This window comes from Sulfitobacter sp. CB2047 (assembly GCF_000735125.2).
Lineage (GTDB): Bacteria > Pseudomonadota > Alphaproteobacteria > Rhodobacterales > Rhodobacteraceae > Sulfitobacter > Sulfitobacter pontiacus.
This window is the reverse complement of record NZ_CP072613.1, coordinates 1973411-1992393: the sequence shown is the minus strand read 5'-3', so window position 1 is coordinate 1992393 and position 18983 is coordinate 1973411. Positions and strand designations below refer to the sequence as shown.

20 protein-coding genes are annotated in these 18983 nt (G+C 60.3%); 12 read left to right on the top strand and 8 right to left on the bottom strand.

Going from position 1 to position 18983, the window contains the following annotated elements; translation table 11 throughout:
* Positions 1-29 precede the first annotated feature (29 nt).
* Together alaS and IV89_RS09830 are read left to right on the top strand one after the other, a co-directional pair.
* Positions 30-2690, top strand: coding sequence for an alanine--tRNA ligase (gene alaS, locus IV89_RS09835; protein ID WP_037944137.1), 2661 nt, complete (start codon positions 30-32; stop codon positions 2688-2690).
* A 3-nt stretch (positions 2691-2693) separates the two neighbouring features.
* Positions 2694-2981, top strand: coding sequence for a DUF1330 domain-containing protein (locus IV89_RS09830; protein ID WP_009826907.1), 288 nt, complete (start codon positions 2694-2696; stop codon positions 2979-2981).
* Positions 2982-3160: 179 nt separating this feature from the next.
* On the opposite strand, the gene typA is transcribed toward IV89_RS09830, so the two are convergent.
* The 8 genes from typA to IV89_RS09790 form a co-directional block, all read right to left on the bottom strand.
* Positions 3161-4978 (bottom strand): translational GTPase TypA, encoded by a 1818-nt coding sequence (gene typA, locus IV89_RS09825; RefSeq protein WP_037944140.1) that lies wholly within the window; start codon positions 4976-4978, stop codon positions 3161-3163.
* A 104-nt stretch (positions 4979-5082) separates the two neighbouring features.
* Entirely contained in the window at positions 5083-5955 is an 873-nt protein-coding gene (locus IV89_RS09820; protein ID WP_037944141.1) for a mechanosensitive ion channel family protein, read from the bottom strand.
* A 114-nt stretch (positions 5956-6069) separates the two neighbouring features.
* Entirely contained in the window at positions 6070-6399 is a 330-nt protein-coding gene (locus IV89_RS09815; RefSeq protein ID WP_005853213.1) for an SMR family transporter, read from the bottom strand.
* A gap of 92 nt (positions 6400-6491) precedes the next feature.
* Positions 6492-7100 (bottom strand): YitT family protein, encoded by a 609-nt coding sequence (locus IV89_RS09810; protein WP_037944142.1) that lies wholly within the window; start codon positions 7098-7100, stop codon positions 6492-6494.
* Between the two features lie 147 nt (positions 7101-7247).
* Complete coding sequence (locus IV89_RS09805) at positions 7248-8465, bottom strand: NADP-dependent isocitrate dehydrogenase (RefSeq protein WP_009826912.1); 1218 nt, start codon at positions 8463-8465, stop codon at positions 7248-7250.
* A gap of 172 nt (positions 8466-8637) precedes the next feature.
* The gene (locus IV89_RS09800; protein WP_037944143.1) at positions 8638-9219 is read right to left on the bottom strand and encodes an HD domain-containing protein; all 582 of its coding nucleotides are present in this window, start codon (positions 9217-9219) and stop codon (positions 8638-8640) included.
* Positions 9220-9222: 3 nt separating this feature from the next.
* On the bottom strand, positions 9223-9456 hold the full coding sequence (locus IV89_RS09795) for a hypothetical protein (RefSeq protein ID WP_005853222.1): 234 nt from the start codon (positions 9454-9456) through the stop codon (positions 9223-9225).
* Positions 9456-10109: an alpha/beta hydrolase gene (locus tag IV89_RS09790; protein WP_005853224.1), complete on the bottom strand. Its 654-nt coding sequence runs from the start codon at positions 10107-10109 to the stop codon at positions 9456-9458. The genes IV89_RS09795 and IV89_RS09790 overlap by 1 nt, the downstream gene beginning before the upstream one ends.
* A gap of 173 nt (positions 10110-10282) precedes the next feature.
* On the opposite strand from IV89_RS09790, the gene IV89_RS09785 reads away from it, so the two are divergent.
* The 10 genes from IV89_RS09785 to IV89_RS09740 all read left to right on the top strand — a co-directional run bounded on the left by IV89_RS09785 (position 10283) and on the right by IV89_RS09740 (position 18956).
* Positions 10283-10753, top strand: a complete 471-nt coding sequence (locus IV89_RS09785; protein ID WP_037944144.1) for an Rrf2 family transcriptional regulator — start codon at positions 10283-10285, stop codon at positions 10751-10753.
* 51 nt (positions 10754-10804) lie between these two features.
* Positions 10805-11929, top strand: coding sequence for an aminotransferase class V-fold PLP-dependent enzyme (locus tag IV89_RS09780; RefSeq protein WP_037945004.1), 1125 nt, complete (start codon positions 10805-10807; stop codon positions 11927-11929).
* A gap of 29 nt (positions 11930-11958) precedes the next feature.
* Positions 11959-13497, top strand: a complete 1539-nt coding sequence (sufB, locus tag IV89_RS09775) for a Fe-S cluster assembly protein SufB (protein ID WP_005853229.1) — start codon at positions 11959-11961, stop codon at positions 13495-13497.
* 5 nt (positions 13498-13502) lie between these two features.
* Positions 13503-13694 (top strand): hypothetical protein, encoded by a 192-nt coding sequence (locus IV89_RS09770; protein WP_037944148.1) that lies wholly within the window; start codon positions 13503-13505, stop codon positions 13692-13694.
* A gap of 31 nt (positions 13695-13725) precedes the next feature.
* The gene (locus tag IV89_RS09765; RefSeq protein WP_037944149.1) at positions 13726-14532 is read left to right on the top strand and encodes a polysaccharide pyruvyl transferase family protein; all 807 of its coding nucleotides are present in this window, start codon (positions 13726-13728) and stop codon (positions 14530-14532) included.
* Positions 14533-14623: 91 nt separating this feature from the next.
* On the top strand, positions 14624-15379 hold the full coding sequence (gene sufC / locus IV89_RS09760) for a Fe-S cluster assembly ATPase SufC (protein ID WP_005853235.1): 756 nt from the start codon (positions 14624-14626) through the stop codon (positions 15377-15379).
* Positions 15379-16662: a SufD family Fe-S cluster assembly protein gene (locus IV89_RS09755; protein ID WP_037944151.1), complete on the top strand. Its 1284-nt coding sequence runs from the start codon at positions 15379-15381 to the stop codon at positions 16660-16662. Before sufC ends, IV89_RS09755 begins: the two co-directional genes overlap by 1 nt.
* Positions 16662-17147, top strand: a complete 486-nt coding sequence (locus IV89_RS09750; protein ID WP_037944153.1) for a hypothetical protein — start codon at positions 16662-16664, stop codon at positions 17145-17147. Before IV89_RS09755 ends, IV89_RS09750 begins: the two co-directional genes overlap by 1 nt.
* Positions 17144-17743, top strand: coding sequence for a Yip1 family protein (locus tag IV89_RS09745; protein WP_037944154.1), 600 nt, complete (start codon positions 17144-17146; stop codon positions 17741-17743). The genes IV89_RS09750 and IV89_RS09745 overlap by 4 nt, the downstream gene beginning before the upstream one ends.
* Positions 17736-18956, top strand: a complete 1221-nt coding sequence (locus IV89_RS09740) for a cysteine desulfurase (RefSeq protein WP_037944155.1) — start codon at positions 17736-17738, stop codon at positions 18954-18956. The genes IV89_RS09745 and IV89_RS09740 overlap by 8 nt, the downstream gene beginning before the upstream one ends.
* Positions 18957-18983: the final 27 nt, after the last annotated feature.

Genomic DNA, 18983 nt, shown 5'->3' with positions numbered 1-18983 from the left:
TTGTTTTTGCCCCTCGAAAGGCCCCGCATATGAAGACGCTCAACGATATCCGATCAACCTTCCTTGGTTATTTTGAAAAGCAGGGTCACTCGATCCAGCCGTCCAGCCCGCTGGTGCCGCGAAACGACCCCACGCTGATGTTCGCGAACTCCGGCATGGTGCAGTTCAAGAACCTGTTTACCGGCGTTGAAACCCGCGATTATTCGCGTGCGACAACAGCGCAGAAATGCGTGCGCGCCGGGGGCAAACATAATGACCTTGACAATGTGGGCTATACAGCGCGCCACCATACCTTCTTTGAAATGCTCGGTAATTTCAGCTTTGGAGACTATTTCAAGGCCGAGGCCATCGCCTTTTCATGGGAGCTGATTACCAAAGAACTGGGCATTGATCCCAACCGTCTTTACGTGACCGTTTACCATACCGACGACGAGGCTGCGGACATCTGGAAGAAAGTCGCCGGGCTGCCGGACGACCGGATCATTCGCATCGCGACAGATGACAACTTCTGGATGATGGGGCCGACCGGCCCTTGCGGCCCATGCTCCGAGATTTTTTACGACCACGGGGATCATATCTGGGGCGGCCCTCCCGGATCGCCAGAGGAAGACGGCGACCGGTTTGTCGAGATCTGGAACCTCGTTTTCATGCAGTATGAACAGTTCGAGGATGGCAGCCGCACCGCACTGCCGAACCAATCGATCGACACGGGCATGGGGATCGAGCGGGTCGCGGCGCTGCTGCAGGGCACGAACGACAACTATGCCACCGACCTGATGCGCAACCTGATCGAGGCGAGCGCCCATGCCTCCAGCACCGATCCGGATGGCCCGGGCAAGACGCACCACCGCGTGATCGCCGACCACCTGCGATCGACCTCCTTCCTGATCGCGGACGGGGTGATGCCGTCGAACGACGGGCGGGGCTATGTGTTGCGGCGGATTATGCGCCGGGCGATGCGTCACGCGCATTTGCTGGGGCTGAAAGACCCGTTGATGCACCGCCTTGTGCCCGAACTGGTGCGTCAGATGGGCGGGGCCTACCCCGAGCTGGGGCAGGCGCAGTCACTGATTACAGAGACACTGCTGCTGGAAGAAACGCGCTTCAAGCAAACGTTGGACCGCGGTCTGAAGCTGCTGGATGACGAACTCAAGGGCCTGCCCGCCGGTGCCGATCTGCCGGGCGAGGCTGCGTTCAAGCTCTATGACACCTACGGCTTCCCGGTCGATCTGACGCAGGATGCCCTGCGCGAACAGGACCGCAAGGTTGACCTTGAAGGCTTCAACGCCGCGATGGATGCGCAAAAGGCCAAGGCGCGTGCCGCATGGTCCGGTTCGGGCGAAGCGGCCGATGCGACCGTTTGGTTCGATGTGGCTGAAAAATCCGGCACCACCGATTTTCTGGGCTATGACACCGAAACCGCCGAGGGGCAGATCGTTGCGCTGATCCAGGACGGGGCGCAGGTGGCCGAGGTGAAACAGGGCGACGCCGTTCAGATCGCGCTGAACCAGACACCGTTTTACGCCGAAAGCGGCGGTCAGGTCGGGGACACCGGCACGATCAAGACCGACAGCGGCGTGGTCACGGTGACCGACACGCGCAAAACCGCGGGCGTCTTCATCCATATCGGCGAGGTGACAGAGGGCACAGTCAAGACCTCTCAGGCCGCGGTCTTGGATGTGGACCACGCGCGGCGGACCTCGATCCGTGCGAACCACTCTGCCACACACCTGCTGAACGAGGCGCTGCGCAAGACCTTGGGGGATCACGTAATGCAGCGTGGCTCTTTGAATGCGGCGGATCGTTTGCGTTTTGATTATAGCCATAACCACCCGATGACGGCCGACCAACTGGCCGCGGTCGAGGAAGAGGTGAACAGCTACATCCGCCAGAACACCGCCGTGGAAACCCGGATCATGACCCCGGATGACGCGCGCGAGATGGGGGCGCAGGCGCTCTTTGGCGAGAAGTATGGCGACGAGGTGCGGGTTGTCTCTATGGGCCGCGAGGCCGGGTCGGGCAAGGGCGCGGACAAGCAGACCTATTCGCTGGAACTCTGTGGTGGGACCCACGTGCGCCAGACCGGTGACATCGGGGCCTTTGTGCTATTGGGCGATAGCTCCAGCAGCTCGGGCATCCGCCGGATCGAGGCGCTGACCGGCACCGAAGCCCTCAAGTGGCTGCGCACGCAGGAAACCGCGTTGACCCGCGTCGCGGCAGAGCTCAAGACCTCGACCGCGGATGTGCCCGATCGCGTCCGTGCCTTGCTGGATGAACGCCGCGCCTTGGCCAACGAGGTCGCTCAGCTGCGCCGCGAGCTGGCCATGTCGGGCGGTGGCGATGCCGGTGCCGCGGCCCCGCGTGAGGTGAACGGGATCAAGTTCATCGCGCAGGTGGTCAACGGTGTGACCGGCAAGGATCTTCCCGCGCTGATCGACGAACATAAGGCCAAGCTTGGATCCGGCGCGGTGCTGCTGATCGCTGATGCAGACGGCAAGGCAGCGGTTGCGGCGGGTGTGACCGCTGATCTGGCCGCCACGATCTCGGCGGTTGATATCGTCAAGACAGTCGTTGCCGAACTGGGCGGCAAGGGTGGCGGTGGCCGTGCTGAAATGGCCCAGGGCGGTGCCAAAGATGTCGCAAATGCCGAGGCCGCGATTGCCGCAGCCGAAAATGTTCTGAAAGGATAAACTATGCCCGCTTTGTGGATTGCACATGTCACGGTTACTGACGAGGACGCCTACGGTAAATACGCCAAGCTTGCTGGCCCCGCCATCGCGGCGCATGGGGGCAGCTTTCTGGCCCGTGGTGGCCGCTTCGTGCAGCTTGAAGGCAAGGAACGCCCGCGCAATGTTGTGGCCCGTTTCGCCTCTGTCGAGGATGCGGTCGATTGCTACAACTCCGACGCCTACCAAGAGGCGCTGAGCCACGCCAAAGACGCGTCAGAACGCGAGTTGATGGTCGTAGAGATCGACGGCTAAGCCCAGCTGGCCAAGCCCGCACCCAAGCTCTTGTCAGCAGCCAAGAAAGGCCGCTGACCCCACCAAACCTCCCCCCACACTTCGCCAGACATAAAAAAGCAGGGCCAAACCAGCCCCGCTTTCCAAATGGTATAAAATCCTGGGGTCCGGGGCAAAGCCCCGGTCCAGCGTCGCTTTGTTTACGCCGACTTTGCCATCCGTTTCCGCTCGTGCGGGTCCAGATAGCGCTTGCGCAGACGGACTGCGTTTGGCGTGACTTCAACCAGCTCGTCGTCATCGATATAGGCAATGGCTTCTTCCAGACTCAGGGTCATGGGTGTGGTCAGACGGACGGCCTCGTCGGTGCCCGAGGCGCGGACGTTGGTCAGCTTTTTGCCCTTCAGCGGGTTCACCTCAAGATCGTTTTCACGGCTGTGTTCGCCGATGATCATGCCGGTATAGACGTCAGCCTGTGCGCCGATCATCATCTTGCCGCGTTCTTCAAGGTTCCACAGGGCGAAGGCTACCGAGGTGCCGTTCTCCATCGAGATCAGGACGCCCGCGCGACGGCCGGGAATCGTGCCCTTGTGCGGTGCCCAGGAATGGAACACGCGGTTAATGACGCCTGTGCCGCGTGTGTCGGTCAGGAATTCACCGTGGTAGCCGATCAGCCCGCGCGACGGGACATGGGCGATGATGCGGGTTTTGCCGGCACCGGCAGGTTTCATCTCGACCAACTCGCCCTTACGGGTGCCTGTGATCTTTTCGATGACCGCGCCGGAGTATTCGTCATCCACGTCGATGGTGGCTTCTTCGATGGGCTCGTGACGCACACCGTCGATCTCCTGGAACAGAACCTGCGGGCGCGAGATCGAAAGCTCGAACCCTTCGCGGCGCATGTTCTCGATCAGAACGCCCATTTGCAATTCGCCACGACCGGCAACCTCGAAGGCGTCGCCCCCGGGGGTGTCGGAGATTTTGATCGCGACGTTGGATTCGGCTTCCTTCATCAGGCGCTCGCGGATTACGCGGGACTGAACTTTCTTGCCGTCACGACCGGCCAGCGGGCTGTCGTTGATGCCGAAAGTCACGGTGATGGTGGGCGGATCGATCGGCTGGGCAGGGATGGCTTCGTTCACCGATGTATCGGCCAGCGTGTCGGCCACGGTTGCCTTGGACATACCGGCGATGGAAACGATGTCACCGGCTTCGGCCACGTCGATGGCTGTCTGCTCCAGCCCGCGGAAGGCGAGGATCTTGGTGCAGCGGAAGTTTTCAATCAGTTTGCCGTCGCGCGACATCGCCTTGATGCTTTGGCCGGCTTTCAGCGTGCCTGTTTCCACGCGACCCGTCAGCAGACGGCCCAAGAAGGGGTCGCCGCCCAATGTGGTTGCCAGCATGGTGAAGGGCTTGTCGGCGTTTTCGATCTGCTTGGGCGCGGGGACATGTTTGAGCACAAGCTCGAACAGCGCGCTAAGGTCTTTGCGCGGGCCGTCCAACTCGGCATCGGCCCAGCCGGAGCGGCCGGAGGCGTACATATGCGGGAATTCAAGCTGTTCGTCCGTGGCGTCAAGGCTGGCGAAAAGGTCGAAACATTCGTCCAGTGCGCGGTCAGGCTCGGCGTCGGCCTTGTCGACCTTGTTCAGCACAACGATCGGGCGCAGCCCCAGCTTCAACGCCTTGGAGGTCACGAATTTGGTTTGTGGCATCGGGCCTTCAGCCGCGTCGACCAGCAGGACAACACCGTCGACCATCGACAGGATGCGCTCCACCTCGCCGCCAAAGTCGGCGTGGCCGGGGGTGTCGACGATGTTGATGCGTGTGTTGTTCCAGACGACCGAGGTCGGCTTGGCAAAGATCGTGATGCCGCGCTCGCGCTCCAGATCGTTGCTGTCCATCGCGCGTTCGGTTGTGGCCTGGTTTTCGCGGTAGGTGCCGGATTGTTTCAGAAGCTCGTCAACCAGCGTCGTTTTGCCGTGGTCAACGTGAGCGATGATTGCGATGTTACGCATGTCCATTGGGGTATGCCTTTGATACGGGAGGGGGCCGCGCACGCTCTCGCACCGCAGCATTTGCGCAGCGCTTACCGTGCCCGGCATCAGAAAGCTAGCCCTAAAGGCGATTAGCCGCCGGTGCCTGTGTCTTCTGTGCTGTCGCGGCGGTCGTCGATGGGCAGCGGTTCATTGAAGGTCAGCGTGCGATAGGGGAAGGGGATCTCGATGCCCGCATCATCCAGCGCGCGTTTAACGGCGGCCACGACTTTGTCACGGCTGCTGCGGATGTCGATGGGGCGCGAGCCGGTCCACCATGTGACCTCGAAGTTGATCGCGCTATCCGCGAACTCCTGCGCAAAAATCTCGACGTCGCGCACGTCGTCGCGTACCGCATCCACACCGCGCACCGCATTGGCGATCACGTCGCGCGCAGCATCCACATCCTCGCCGTAGGCCACGCCGCAGATCACCGTGGTCCGGCGCACATCACGGGCGGTACGGATGGTGACGGGGTTCTTGAAGAACATCGCGTTCGGGGCGACGACAAGCTGCCCGTCGGTCTGGCGCACATGGGTATCGCGGATCGTGATCTCTTCGACCTGACCCTCAAACCCTTCGCATTCGATGTAATCCTCCACCGCGAAGGGCTCGCGGATCAGCAGCAAGATACCGGCGAGGAAGTTTTCGAACACATCCTTGAAGGCGAAACCGATGGCGACACCGCCGACACCCAAGGCGGTCAGTGCCTTGCCGGGGGTGATTGTGGGAAAGGCGATGGTCACCGCGATCAGCACCCCGAAGAGCCACATGCCCACCACGATCAGCATCATGATCACGTCGACAAGCGACCGCCGCATATGGGCGCGGCGCAGGGCACCGGGCACGACGGCCTGAACGATGCGGATGATGGCCCAAAGAAAACACAGGAAAACGATCGACAGGATAAGCTGCGGCAGGACGCTCCAGAACCCGATGGCGTAGCCTTCTAGCTGATTGCGCAAAGGGTCGGGGAGGGTGCCCCATACGGAGCTTAGTGAGTCTAACATGCGGCACTTTCGGTCGTTGCGTTACACGCTAACGCCTAAAAGCAGCGGCAGGTTCCGAGAAAGCGCGCCTTAGTGGGTCGCACTATGGGAAAACAGGTGGATGACCAGCACGCCGCCGATGATCATCGACAGGCCAACCACGGCGGCGAGGTCGAGCTTTTGTCCGAACACGATATAGCCGATGCCCGCGATGCAGACGATGCCAAGGCCCGACCAGATCGCATAGACGATCCCCACGGGCATCACTTTGAGCGTCAGCCCCATCAGGTAGAAAGAAATCGCATAGCAGACAACGACGCCGACTGATGGCCAAAGCCGCGTAAACTGTTGCGAGGCTTGCAAAGCGCTGGTGCCCAACGTCTCTGTCAGGATCGCGATCATCAACCAAAAGTAATGCATATCCTGACGCCCCCGTTGCTGCTTTCCGGCCCAGTCCTGCGGCGGTCACGGGCCGGTGTCAAGAGCGGGGCTGCGTGCTACACGCCTGTGGATCAGGTCGCGATATAGCGGTCGCGGCGGTGGTTGAAGGTGATGATCAGGTTCAGCACCAGTGCCCCAAGCAGCGAATAGCCCACGACAGAGGCTGGAAACAGGAACAATGCGACCGAAAAGATTACGGCGTCGGTGATCAGCTGGACCCATCCGGCTTTGAATCCCGTGGTGTCTTGCACCAGTAGGGCGACCACCCCAAGACCGCCAAGCGACCCGTTGTGTCGGAACATCGCCAGCAGCCCAAGACCCACCAGCGCGCCAAAGATCACCGCCGCGAGGGCAGGGCTGAGCGACTGGATCGCGAAACCATAGGGCAGGAATTCGGTCACGACCGACAGCATGGTCACGGAAATCAGCGACTTGATCGTGAACTCGGCCCCAAGCCGTTTATACGCAAGGAAGTAGAACGGCAGGTTGATCAGGAAGAAGACCGTGCCAAAGGAATAGCCTGTCAGATAAGCGATGATCACCGCCAAGCCCGCCGTCTGTCCGGTGATCAGACCGGCTGAGGTCAGCACAAAAATTCCGATACCGCAGAGAAAGACCCCAAGGCTGAGGCCTTGAATATCATCTAGCGAAGAATGGTGGAGGGGATCTGCATATGTCATATCGCCCAGATAGGGCAGCTATGTTGACCTGTCTAGGGGTGCTGCAGTGCAGAATAATATTTTTCCTCATGACATCACGTCACGCGGGGGATCGTGCACAGAAAAAGGGCCACCCGGTGTGGATGGCCCTTATTTTAAGCATTCGGCTTACTGCGCGCCAAGCGCCTTGTTCAGGTTCTCGTCCACCTTTTCAAGGAAGCCCATCGTGGTCAGCCAGCCTTGGTCGGGGCCGACCAGCAGCGCGAGGTCCTTGGTCATGAAACCCGATTCCACAGTATCCACCACGGTTTTCTCGAGCGTCTCGGCAAAGCGTGTCAGCTCGGCGTTGCCATCCAGCTTGCCCCGGTGCTTCAGCCCGCCGGTCCATGCGTAGATCGACGCGATGGAGTTGGTCGAGGTTTCCTCGCCCTTCTGGTGCTGACGATAGTGGCGGGTGACCGTGCCGTGGGCGGCTTCAGCCTCGACCGTCTGGCCATCGGGGGTCATCAGCACGGATGTCATCAACCCGAGCGAGCCGAACCCCTGCGCGACGGTGTCTGACTGCACGTCGCCGTCATAGTTCTTGCAGGCCCAGACATAGCCGCCGTTCCACTTCATCGCGCAGGCGACCATGTCGTCGATCAAACGGTGTTCATAGGTAATGCCCGCAGCTTTGAATTTATCTTCGAACTCGGTCTCGTAGATGTGCTGGAACAGCTCGAGGAAGCGGCCGTCATACTGCTTGAGGATCGTGTTCTTGGTGCTCAGATACACCGGCCAGCCGAGGTTCAAACCGTAGTTCAGCGAGGCGCGGGCGAAGTCGATGATGGATTTATCAAGGTTGTACATCCCCATCACGACACCGGCGTCGGGGGCGTCGAAAAGCTCGCGTTCAATCTCTGTCCCGTCTTCGCCGACGAATTTCAGGGTCAGCTTGCCCTTGCCGGGAAATTTGAAATCGGTCGCTTTATACTGGTCGCCATAGGCATGACGGCCCACGACAATCGGCTTGGTCCAACCGGGCACAAGGCGGGGGACGTTCTTGCAGATGATCGGCTGGCGGAAAATCACGCCGCCCAGAATGTTACGGATCGTCCCGTTAGGGGAGCGCCACATCTCTTTCAGGCCGAATTCCTCGACCCGAGCCTCGTCAGGGGTGATGGTCGCGCATTTGACGCCCACGCCGTATTCCTTGATCGCATGGGCCGCGTCTATGGTGATCTGGTCGTTGGTCTCGTCGCGGACCTCCATCCCCAGATCGTAATATTTCAGATCCACATCGAGATAGGGAAGGATTAGCTTTTTCTTAATGAAATCCCACATGATGCGGGTCATTTCATCACCGTCGAGCTCAACGATCGGGTTTTCCACTTTGATCTTGGTCATCATCTGCGGTCCTTTGAAATGATACTGACACCCGCATAGCCTATTCAGGCATGAATGCCTAGTCGGTATGCAATGGTATACTGAAAAGAGTTGCGCGGCTTAGCCAATATCATCGCGCTGCGACAGGCGTGTGACAAGTGTGGTTGGGGATGATGGGTAGAGGGGCGGGCGGTTAGCCGCGTGCGGCAAACCATGCAGAGACACGGGCGCGGGCAAACTCCCAAAGACCCGGCGCGCCGGTCTGGATTTTGCTGCCGACCTTTTCCACGAATTGCGCTTCGGTCACGTTGTATTCAACCCAGCTGCCGCCGCCCGCCGCGAGGTTCTGCATCGGGGGCTGGAACCGGTCGAGCGATTTGGCAAAGCGGGCTGTGGGGGTCTCATTGGCTTCGAACTCTTCCCAGGTCGCGCGAAGATCATCGCGTAAGTCATTGGGAAGGATGCCAAAAATACGATCAGCGGCAAGCTGTTCCTGCGCTTCCATATCGGCAGTGTCGTAGCTGCCAAAGATCGGGTTGTCGCCTGCGTCAATCTCTACCAAATCATGCAGGATCAGCATCTTGATCACGCGGGTGATGTCGACATCGGGGCCCGCCTGATCCGCCAGCACCAGCGCATAAAGCGTCAGGTGCCAGCTATGTTCAGCCGAGTTTTCGGCCCGCGACGCATCACAAAGCAACGTCCCGCGTGTGACCGACTTGAGCTTGTCCGCTTCGTTCAGAAAGGCGATCTGCTGCTCAAGTCTGGTGGTCATTCGTCAGCTTTCCTTTGCACGGTGAGCGGCAAGCGCCTTGGCCATAAAGTCACGCCCCTGTGCGGCGGCAAGCCGCGTGCGGATCGCCGTGACAAAGGCTTCTTCCATCGTCTGCGACGACGCGCCCAGAACAGCAGCGACTTCCATAAAAAGCCGCTCCTGTCCGGTTTCGCGTTGGACCGCCAGACATTCTTCGGCCATTTGGTTGGCCAATTCGACGACTGTCGGATCCGCCATTAGCGGGTTGTCTCCGTCAGGCGGCGCTTCACGTAGTCTGTGGTAGAGGTGATCAACGTCTCCATATGCGGCTCTTCAAAGAAGTGGCCGGCACCCTCGATCTCTTGGTGGGTGATGGTGATGCCTTTCTGCTCGTGCAACTTGTTCACGAGGTTCACGGTATCTGCGGGAGGTGCCACACGGTCAGCGGTCCCGTTGATCACCAGACCGGAGGCCGGGCAGGGTGCGAGGAAGCTGAAGTCATACATATTCGCCGGTGGTGCGACAGAGATGAAGCCCGTGATCTCGGGGCGGCGCATCAGCAGCTGCATCCCGATCCATGCGCCAAACGAGAAACCGGCAACCCAGCAATGTTTGGAGTTGTTGTTCATCGATTGCAGGTAATCCAGCGCCGAGGCCGCATCGGAGAGTTCACCGACGCCCTGATCGTATTCACCCTGGCTCCGGCCTACGCCGCGGAAATTGAAGCGCAGAACGGTGAAACCCATATTGTAGAAGGCATAGTGCATATTATACACGACCTTATGGTTCATCGTCCCGCCGAATTGTGGATGCGGGTGGAGCAGAATGGCGATTGGTGCGTCGCGTTCTTTTTGTGGATGGTAGCGGCCTTCGAGGCGGCCTTCGGGTCCGGGAAAAATAACCTCGGGCATGAGCGTCCCTGCTTGGGGTTCTAAGTGCAGCGGAATAGTTGACGAATTCGCTAGGGCAGTTTAGAACGGTTCTAACTTGTGTGATCCCCGTTTCTGGGGGTCAGACTTTGCGTTTAGGCATTTCAGGCGTCGTCGTCAATCAAACAGGCGCTTATGGGGAAGGGAACACTGCGATGAAGCTGTCAACCAAGGGGCGGTATGCGATGGTCGCTTTGGCCGATATAGCGCTTCAGCCCGCGGATCGTCTGGTCAATCTGGGCGATATCGCGACGCGTCAGTCGATTTCCCTGCCGTACCTAGAGCAGCTTTTCGTCAAGCTGCGCCGGGCCGAGCTGGTGGCATCGGTGCGTGGTCCGGGCGGCGGCTACCGCTTGGGGCGGCCCGCGTCGGACATTCGCGTTGTCGATATTCTGGCGGCGGTCGACGAGAAGGTCGATGCGATGCATGTGGGGGCCGGTGCCTCCGGCGGGTCATCGGGCAGTCGGGCGCAGTCGCTGACCAACCGCCTGTGGGAGGGGCTGAGCGCACAGGTCTATGTCTTTCTGCACCAGACGCGGCTGTCGGATGTTGTCGCGAACGAGCTTGCCCCCTGTCCGGCGGTGCCGAACCTCTTTGCCATCGTGGATGAGGCGGATGCGGAATGAGGGACGCTGTCCCTCACACTCCCTGGGATTTAGGACCATTTGGAAGCTGATGTGAGAGTATATCTTGATCATAACGCGACCACGCCCCTGCGGGCAGAGGCGCGCGCGGCCATGCTGGCGGCGATGGATGTGGCGGGCAACCCGTCCAGCGTCCATGCCGAAGGGCGTGCGGCCAAGATGATGGTCGAGAAGGCACGCGGGCAGGTGGCTGCGCTGGTCGGCTGCGATGTGTCGGAAGTGATTTTCACGAGCGGTGCCACCGAGGCGATTGCGGGTGTGGTGCAGGACGCGGGCAATGTGGCCGGCGCAGCCGTGGAGCATGAAGCGGTGCGTATCTGGTGCCCGGAGGCCGAACAACTGCCTGTGGATCGCAATGGTCACGTGGATTTGAACGCGCTGCCGGATGGAGCCTTGGCGGGTAAAACGCTGTTTTTGCAACGTGCCAATAGCGAGACAGGGGTGTTGCAGCCGGAAAGTCTGCTGGCCGAGCTGTCGCGTTTGGCCGCGTCGCCCGCAAGCGTGTTCCGTGACGCGGTGCAAGCGGCGGGCAAGTTGTCGGATCTGGGGCGCTGGCGTTCGGATGTGGGTCGTCATGCGTCATTGGCTGTCTCGGCGCATAAGTTGGGCGGCCCCAAGGGCATCGGTGCGCTGATCGCGGGGCCGGAATATACGCCCGGATTGATGCAGCCGATGTTGCGCGGAGGCGGGCAGGAATTGGGCCGTCGTGCGGGGACAGAGAACGTCATCGGCATCGCCGGTTTTGGGGCTGCGTGTGCTGCCGCAGCCCAGGATTTGGCGGATGGCGTATGGGAACGGGTTGCAGAACTTAGAAATGTTCTAGAGAAGGCTCTTGAGGCTGCGTCAAAGAAGACTATTTTTGTTGGGAAAGACGTGGCGCGTTTGCCGAACACCTCTTGCTTTATCACGCCCGGGTGGCGCGGTGAGACGCAGGTGATGCAGATGGACCTTGCGGGCTTTGCGATCAGCGCGGGGTCTGCGTGCTCTAGCGGTAAGGTGGCGACAAGCCGGGTGTTGACGGCGATGGGGTTTGACGACGCTGAGGCATCCTGTGCCGTGCGCGTATCGCTTGGGCCGGACACCACAGAAGAACAGGTCTTGCGTTTTGCAGACGCCTGGACCGCGAAATTGAAGAAACACGAGGCGCGGGCCGCTTGATGCGCGCCGCCAGTTGAAGGATGAAAAGCATGGATAGCACTTTGGTCAAGGACGACCCGAACACCGGCGTTAAAGAGGGCGTTGATCAGGAAACCGTGGATGCCGTGCGCGAAGTCGGCGGTGCCTATAAATACGGGTGGTCCACAGATATCGAGATGGATTATGCCCCGTTGGGTCTGAACGCCGATATCGTCAAGCTGATCTCGGAGAAGAACGAAGAACCCGAATGGATGCTGGAATGGCGTCTGGCCGCCTATGAACGCTGGCTGACCAAGAAAGAGCCGAACTGGGCGATGGTCGACTATCCGGAAATCGACTTTCAGCAGCAGTATTACTATGCGCGTCCGAAATCGATGGCGGAAAAGCCAAAGAGCCTGGATGACGTCGATCCCAAGCTGCTGGAGACCTACAAGAAGCTGGGTATCCCTTTGAAAGAGCAGGCTATTCTGGCAGGCGTCGAAGGCGCAGAGAAGATTGGCGACGAGCCCCGCAAGGTGGCTGTGGATGCGGTTTTTGACTCTGTTTCGGTCGGCACCACCTTCCAGGACGAGCTGAAAAAGGCGGGTGTGATCTTCTGCTCTATCTCCGAGGCGATCCGCGAACACCCCGAGTTGGTCAAGAAATACCTTGGTTCGGTCGTGCCGGTGAATGACAACTTCTATGCGACGCTGAACTCGGCCGTCTTTTCCGATGGGTCGTTCGTTTACGTGCCACCGGGCGTGCGCTGTCCGATGGAGCTGTCGACCTATTTCCGTATCAACGCCGAAAACACCGGTCAGTTTGAACGCACGCTGATCATCGCCGACAAGGGGTCCTATGTGTCCTACCTTGAAGGCTGTACCGCGCCGCAGCGCGACGAGAGCCAGCTGCACGCCGCGGTGGTTGAAATCATCATCGAGGAAGACGCCGAGGTGAAATATTCGACCGTTCAGAACTGGTACCCCGGTGACGAAGACGGCAAGGGCGGGATCTACAACTTTGTGACCAAGCGTGCAGATTGCCGTGGCGACCGTGCCAAGGTGATGTGGACGCAGGTCGAAACCGGCTCTGCCGTGACGTGGAAATACCCGTCCTGCATTCTGCGCGGCGACGACAGCCAGGGTGAGTTCTATTCCATTGCTATCGCCAATAACATGCAACAGGCCGACACCGGCACTAAGATGATCCACCTGGGCAAGCGCACCAAATCGCGCATCGTGTCCAAGGGGATTTCGGCGGGCAAGGCGCAGAACACCTATCGCGGCTTGGTGACCATGCACCCCAAAGCCAAGGAATCGCGCAACTATACCCAGTGCGACAGCTTGTTGATCGGCGACAAATGCGGGGCCCACACGGTGCCTTACATCGAGGTCAAGAATAACAGCAGCCGGGTGGAGCACGAGGCGACCACATCAAAGGTAGACGACGATCAGCTGTTCTACTGCCGTTCGCGTGGCATGGACGAGGAAGAGGCGGTTGCCCTGGTCGTGAACGGCTTTTGTAAAGACGTGCTTCAGGCGCTGCCGATGGAGTTCGCGATGGAAGCGCAGGCGCTGGTTGCGATCTCGCTTGAAGGGTCCGTGGGGTAATCACGATGATGCGCAAGCTGACATGGGACGTGACCATTGCCGCGCTCGTTTTCTGGGTGCTGATGGCGCTGTTTCGCGGGGGCGGGCTGACGCGCGTCGCCTTCGAGAACACGTTCTTCCAGATGCTGATCTTTGCGATGATCTACGCTGCGATCCGTGTGGCCCTATTGGTGCTGCGCAAGGGGGATGGCGAATGATCACCGTAGGGACCAAAGGCGCAGCGCTCTGATGCAGGCATCGGCGGATACCACTCCCTTGCGCCTGCACTGGTGGAAGGCGGTCCCGAATTTCGGGGACGCCATCAGCCCTGTGGTGCTCGCCCATGTCGCGGGCCGGCCTGTGGAACATGCCGGTGTGCGCAAGGCGGAGGTCTGGGCCATCGGGTCGCTTTTGCAGGTGGTCAAGCGCAACTTCAGCGAGCCGCAGGATCACCGCCCGGTGATCTGGGGGGCGGGCCTGTTGCATCCGGTGCAGGGGACGGGGTTTGTCGATCATGTCGATATCGCTCTGGTCCGTGGGCCGATCACTGCCGCGCTGCTGGGGTTGGAGCTGTCAGAGTTTGGCGATCCCGGTCTGTTGATCAACGCCGTGTGGCCGCAGGACCGCGCGCCCAATGGCAAGATCGGCATCGTGCCGCATCATTCGCTGGTGGATGACCCTGTGTTGCAGGCTCTGATCGCCAGTGACGCGCGGTATCAGCTGATTGACCCGCGCGGGCAAGCGCAGGATGTCTGCGCGGCGATTGCTGCGTGTGATCATGTGTTTGCGTCTTCCCTGCACGGGTTGATCGTGGCCGATGCCTACGGCGTGCCCAACAGCTGGCTGGCCCCGATCGGGCAGTCGCGCTTGAAATATCTGGATTACGCGGCCTCGGTCGGCCGGCCCCTGCGGGCCCCGATCAACGTCGAGGACATCCCGACGGCGGTTCTGCCCGACCCGCTGTCACCGCTTTCCTATCAGGCGGGCATAGATGCCTGCCGCACCGCTCTTTATGACCGTTTTCCCAAAGCCTTACAGGCGGGGAAGGCGGCATGAAATCTTACACCGATGACGGCCCCGCGACGGGGTTTTCATTCACTCAATTCACTGTCATTGCAGCGCCAAAGCGCAAGAAAAGGAACCCATCATGCTGAGCATCAAAGGCCTGAAGGTCAAACTGGAAGAAGAAGACAAGCAAATCCTGAAGGGTGTAGATCTGGAAGTCGAAGCCGGTAAGGTTCACGCGATCATGGGGCCGAACGGGTCCGGTAAATCCACGCTGTCCTATGTGCTGTCGGGCAAAGACGGCTACGAGGTCACCGAAGGCTCCGCCCATCTGGGTGACATCGACCTGCTGGACCTTGAGCCGGAAGAGCGTGCCGCCGCTGGCCTTTTCCTCGCCTTTCAATATCCCGTTGAAATCCCCGGCGTTGGCAACATGACTTTCTTGCGCACCGCAGTGAATGCGCAGCGCAAGGCCCGAGGCGAAGAAGAGATGTCTGCTGCGGAATTCCTCAAGGTTGTGCGTGCCCGCGCAAAAGAGTTGAAGATCGACGCCGACATGCTGAAGCGCCCCGTGAACATGGGCTTCTCGGGTGGTGAGAAGAAGCGTAACGAGATCTTGCAGATGGCGATGCTCGAGCCGAAAATGTGCATCCTCGACGAAACGGATTCCGGTCTGGATGTTGACGCAATGAAACTGGTTGCTGATGGCGTGAACGCGCTGCGCACCGAAGGCCGTGGTTTCCTTGTGATCACCCACTACCAGCGTCTGCTGGACCACATCAAACCCGATGTGGTGCACATCATGGCTGATGGCCGTATCATCAAGACCGGCGGCCCCGAGCTGGCGCTGGAAGTCGAGAACAACGGGTATGCCGACATCCTGTCCGAGGTGGCGTAATGGCCGAAGCAGCGACACAACAAACCCCGACCGAGGCGTTGATCGCCACGTTGGACCTGCCCCAAGGGGGCTGGTCCGATGCGGCGCGCAAGGATGCGTTGTCCCGTCTGCAACAGGCAGGTCTGCCCGAGCGTCGTGACGAATACTGGAAATACACCCGCCCCGATACGCTGACCCAGCCGCAGGCTGTCTCTGCCGCGGTGCGCGCGTCGGAAGACGTGGCCCTGTTTGATCAGATCGACCGGCTGAAGCTGGTGTTCGTCGACGGTGTGTTCGATGCCGATGCGTCGGATGATCTGGCGCTTGAAGGCATCACCATCGAACGGCTGGCCCAAGCGGATGCCGATCTGCATTGGGCGCGTGATCTTTATGGGACGTTGGAAAAAAACGGCCAGACGCCTGTGGCACGGCCCCTGGCGGCGCTGAACACGGCCTTTGCTGCAGATGGTGTGCTGATCCATGTGACGGACAAAGTTTCGAAGCCGGTGAATATCGTCTATCGCCGGACCTCCGAGACAGCGGATGTCATGCTGCACCACGTCGTCAAGCTGGACGCCGGCGCTGAATTCACGCTGCTGGAGAACGGCCCCGTCGCCGCGCGCTTTAACGGTGTGCTTGAGGTTGAAGTTGCGGATAACGCATCTTTCCACCACGTGCGCGCCCAAGGCCGCGATCACGAACAACGCGCCGCGACGCATATCTTTACCCGTTTGGGGACTGAGTCCGCGTTCAAATCCTTTACGCTGACCGCCAATGGCGTGATGACGCGCAACGATTGCGTGATCGAGCTGACGGGTGACGATGCTGCGGCGCATGTCGCGGGGGCCTGTGTCGGTGATGGTGCGGATTTCCACCACGACGACACGGTGTTCATCACCCATGACGCGGTGAACTGCGAAAGCCGTCAGGTGTTCAAGAAGGTACTGCGCAACGGGGCAACCGGTGTGTTCCAAGGGAAGATCCTGGTCAAGGCCGACGCGCAAAAGACCGATGGCTACCAGATCAGCCAGTCGTTGCTGCTGGACGAAGACAGCCAGTTCCTTGCCAAGCCAGAGCTTGAGATCTACGCCGATGACGTGGCCTGTTCGCACGGCTCCACTTCGGGGGCGATCGATGAGGACGCGCTGTTCTATCTCCGCTCGCGCGGTGTGCCGCATAACGTCGCGACGGATCTGCTGACCTTGTCCTTCCTGGCCGAGGCCGTGGAAGAGATCGAGGACGAGACCCTGCGCGAAGAGATCACCGCACGGCTTGCCGCGTGGCTTGAGCGGCACGCAGCCTGATGGCGGCGACACGCGATATCGTGGCCAGCTACCGCAACCCCGCCGCCGTTGTGCGGCGGTTGTTGGGGCAGGGCCCGCGGGAGGATCGCAACCTGGTCTATCTGATGGTCGCGTGTCTCATCTTTTTCGTGGCCCAGACCCCGCGTCTGGCCCGCGAAGCCCATGTCAACGGCACCGAGCTTGACATGCTGCTGGGGGCGACCCTGCTGGCATGGCTGTTCATCGCGCCGCTGATTTTCTACATGCTGGCGGCGGGGACGCAGATCATCCTTAGGGTGATGCGCGGTCGCCCCAGCGGCTATAGCACGCGTCTGGCGCTGTTCTGGGCCTTGCTGGCGTCCAGCCCGCTTGTGCTGTTGCACGGGCTGACGGCGGGGTTCGTCGGCGAAGGGATCGAATTGCGCATCGTCGGGCTGATCTGGCTTTGCGTGTTTTTATGGTTTTGGATCAGCGGGTTGCTGGTCGCATATCGGACACGCTCATGAATGCCCCTGATACAAGATCGGTTCTGACCGAGCTGGTTGTGCTCAGCCTGCGCGACCCGCGTGCCGCCGCGAACCAGATCATGGGATGGCGCCTAGGGCGGGACGTGCTGTGGACCGCGCTGGCGCTGGCGGCGGCGATCAATACGTTGATCTTCTCGGTCAGTCTGGTGCTGCAACCGACGCCCGCGATGCCTGCGTTCTTTACCAGCCCGCTGGCGATGTTTGTCCTGCTCTCGGGCGTCCTGGTGATCACGACCCACGGGCTTTACTGGGCCGGGCGTGCGCTTGGGGGCGAAGGCGACCTTGGCGATGTGCTGGCACTGGTGGTGTTCTTGCAGGTCCTGCGCATTATCGCGCAGGTGGCGATTTTCCTGCTGATGTTCATCTCTCCGGGGGTGTCGGTGCTGGCGTCCTTGGCGACGGGCCTTATCGGGCTTTGGATATTGGTCAACTTCATCGCCGCCGCCTTTAGCTTTACCGGACTGGGCAAGGCTGTCGGCGTTTTGCTGATTTCTATGGCGGCCATCGTTCTGGGGCTCAGCCTGCTTCTCTCTATCGTGGGCGTTGCCGCCCAAGGAGTGCTTCTTGATGTATGACGTAAACACCATCCGCAGCGACTTTCCGATCCTGTCGCGCGAGGTGAACGGCAAGCCGCTGGTCTATCTCGACAATGGGGCCTCGGCCCAAAAGCCGCAGGTCGTGATTGATGCGATCAGCCGCTCGTACAGCCATGAATATTCCAATGTTCACCGTGGCTTGCACTATCTTTCTAATCTGGCAACCGATCAGTATGAATCCGTGCGTGGCACTGTGGCGCGGTTCCTGAATGCCGGAAACGAGGATCACATCGTCTTTACCTCCGGCACGACAGAGGGGATCAATCTGGTCGCTTACGGTTGGGCCATGCCGAACCTGCAGGCAGGGGACGAGATCATCCTGTCGGTGATGGAGCATCACGCCAATATCGTGCCGTGGCATTTCCTGCGCGAGCGTCAGGGCGTCGTGATCAAATGGGTCGATGTGGACGCCTCTGGCGCGCTTGATCCGCAAGCCGTGATCGACGCCATCACCCCCAAGACCAAGCTCATTGCCGTGACGCAGGTGTCGAATGTTCTGGGCACGGTGGTGGACGTCAAGGCGATCACCGCAGGGGCCCATACCAAAGGCGTGCCCGTCTTGGTTGACGGGTCGCAGGCGGCGGTGCACATGCCTGTGGACGTGCAGGATATCGGCTGCGATTTCTACGCGATCACGGGTCACAAGCTTTATGGTCCCTCGGGGTCCGGCGCGATCTATATCAACCCCGATCGCATGGCCGAGATGCGCCCGTTTCTGGGCGGCGGCGATATGATCCGCGAGGTCACCAAAGACGGCATTACCTATAACGATGCCCCGATGAAGTTCGAGGCGGGCACCCCCGGCATCGTGCAGACCATCGGCATGGGGGTGGCGCTGGATTATATGATGAACATCGGGATGCAGAATATCGCCGCCCATGAGGCATCCTTGCGCGATTATGCCGTGTCGCGTCTGTCGGGTCTGAACTGGGTGCAGGTGCAGGGCACCACGCCGGATAAGGCCGCGATCTTCAGCTTTACACTGGACGGGGCGGCGCATGCGCATGATATCTCTACCATTCTGGATAAAAAGGGCGTGGCGGTACGTGCGGGTCAACATTGTTGCGGGCCGCTGATGCAGCACCTGGGCCAGACCGCCACCTGCCGCGCGTCCTTCGGGATGTACAACACCAATGCCGAGATCGACACGCTGATCGAGGCGCTTGAACTGGCGCATGATTTGTTTGCGTGACCCAAGGCTGATTTTGTAATTGCAGGG

Coding starts and splice junctions, on each gene's coding strand:
- alaS (WP_037944137.1), top strand. CDS start 30: ATGAAGACGCTCAACGATATCCGATCAACCTTCCTTGGTTATTTTGAA.
- IV89_RS09830 (WP_009826907.1), top strand. CDS start 2,694: ATGCCCGCTTTGTGGATTGCACATGTCACGGTTACTGACGAGGACGCC.
- typA (WP_037944140.1), bottom strand. CDS start 4,978: ATGGACATGCGTAACATCGCAATCATCGCTCACGTTGACCACGGCAAA.
- IV89_RS09815 (WP_005853213.1), bottom strand. CDS start 6,399: ATGCATTACTTTTGGTTGATGATCGCGATCCTGACAGAGACGTTGGGC.
- IV89_RS09810 (WP_037944142.1), bottom strand. CDS start 7,100: ATGACATATGCAGATCCCCTCCACCATTCTTCGCTAGATGATATTCAA.
- IV89_RS09805 (WP_009826912.1), bottom strand. CDS start 8,465: ATGACCAAGATCAAAGTGGAAAACCCGATCGTTGAGCTCGACGGTGAT.
- IV89_RS09800 (WP_037944143.1), bottom strand. CDS start 9,219: ATGACCACCAGACTTGAGCAGCAGATCGCCTTTCTGAACGAAGCGGAC.
- IV89_RS09795 (WP_005853222.1), bottom strand. CDS start 9,456: ATGGCGGATCCGACAGTCGTCGAATTGGCCAACCAAATGGCCGAAGAA.
- IV89_RS09790 (WP_005853224.1), bottom strand. CDS start 10,109: ATGCCCGAGGTTATTTTTCCCGGACCCGAAGGCCGCCTCGAAGGCCGC.
- IV89_RS09785 (WP_037944144.1), top strand. CDS start 10,283: ATGAAGCTGTCAACCAAGGGGCGGTATGCGATGGTCGCTTTGGCCGAT.
- sufB (WP_005853229.1), top strand. CDS start 11,959: ATGGATAGCACTTTGGTCAAGGACGACCCGAACACCGGCGTTAAAGAG.
- IV89_RS09770 (WP_037944148.1), top strand. CDS start 13,503: ATGATGCGCAAGCTGACATGGGACGTGACCATTGCCGCGCTCGTTTTC.
- IV89_RS09765 (WP_037944149.1), top strand. CDS start 13,726: ATGCAGGCATCGGCGGATACCACTCCCTTGCGCCTGCACTGGTGGAAG.
- sufC (WP_005853235.1), top strand. CDS start 14,624: ATGCTGAGCATCAAAGGCCTGAAGGTCAAACTGGAAGAAGAAGACAAG.
- IV89_RS09755 (WP_037944151.1), top strand. CDS start 15,379: ATGGCCGAAGCAGCGACACAACAAACCCCGACCGAGGCGTTGATCGCC.
- IV89_RS09750 (WP_037944153.1), top strand. CDS start 16,662: ATGGCGGCGACACGCGATATCGTGGCCAGCTACCGCAACCCCGCCGCC.
- IV89_RS09745 (WP_037944154.1), top strand. CDS start 17,144: ATGAATGCCCCTGATACAAGATCGGTTCTGACCGAGCTGGTTGTGCTC.
- IV89_RS09740 (WP_037944155.1), top strand. CDS start 17,736: ATGTATGACGTAAACACCATCCGCAGCGACTTTCCGATCCTGTCGCGC.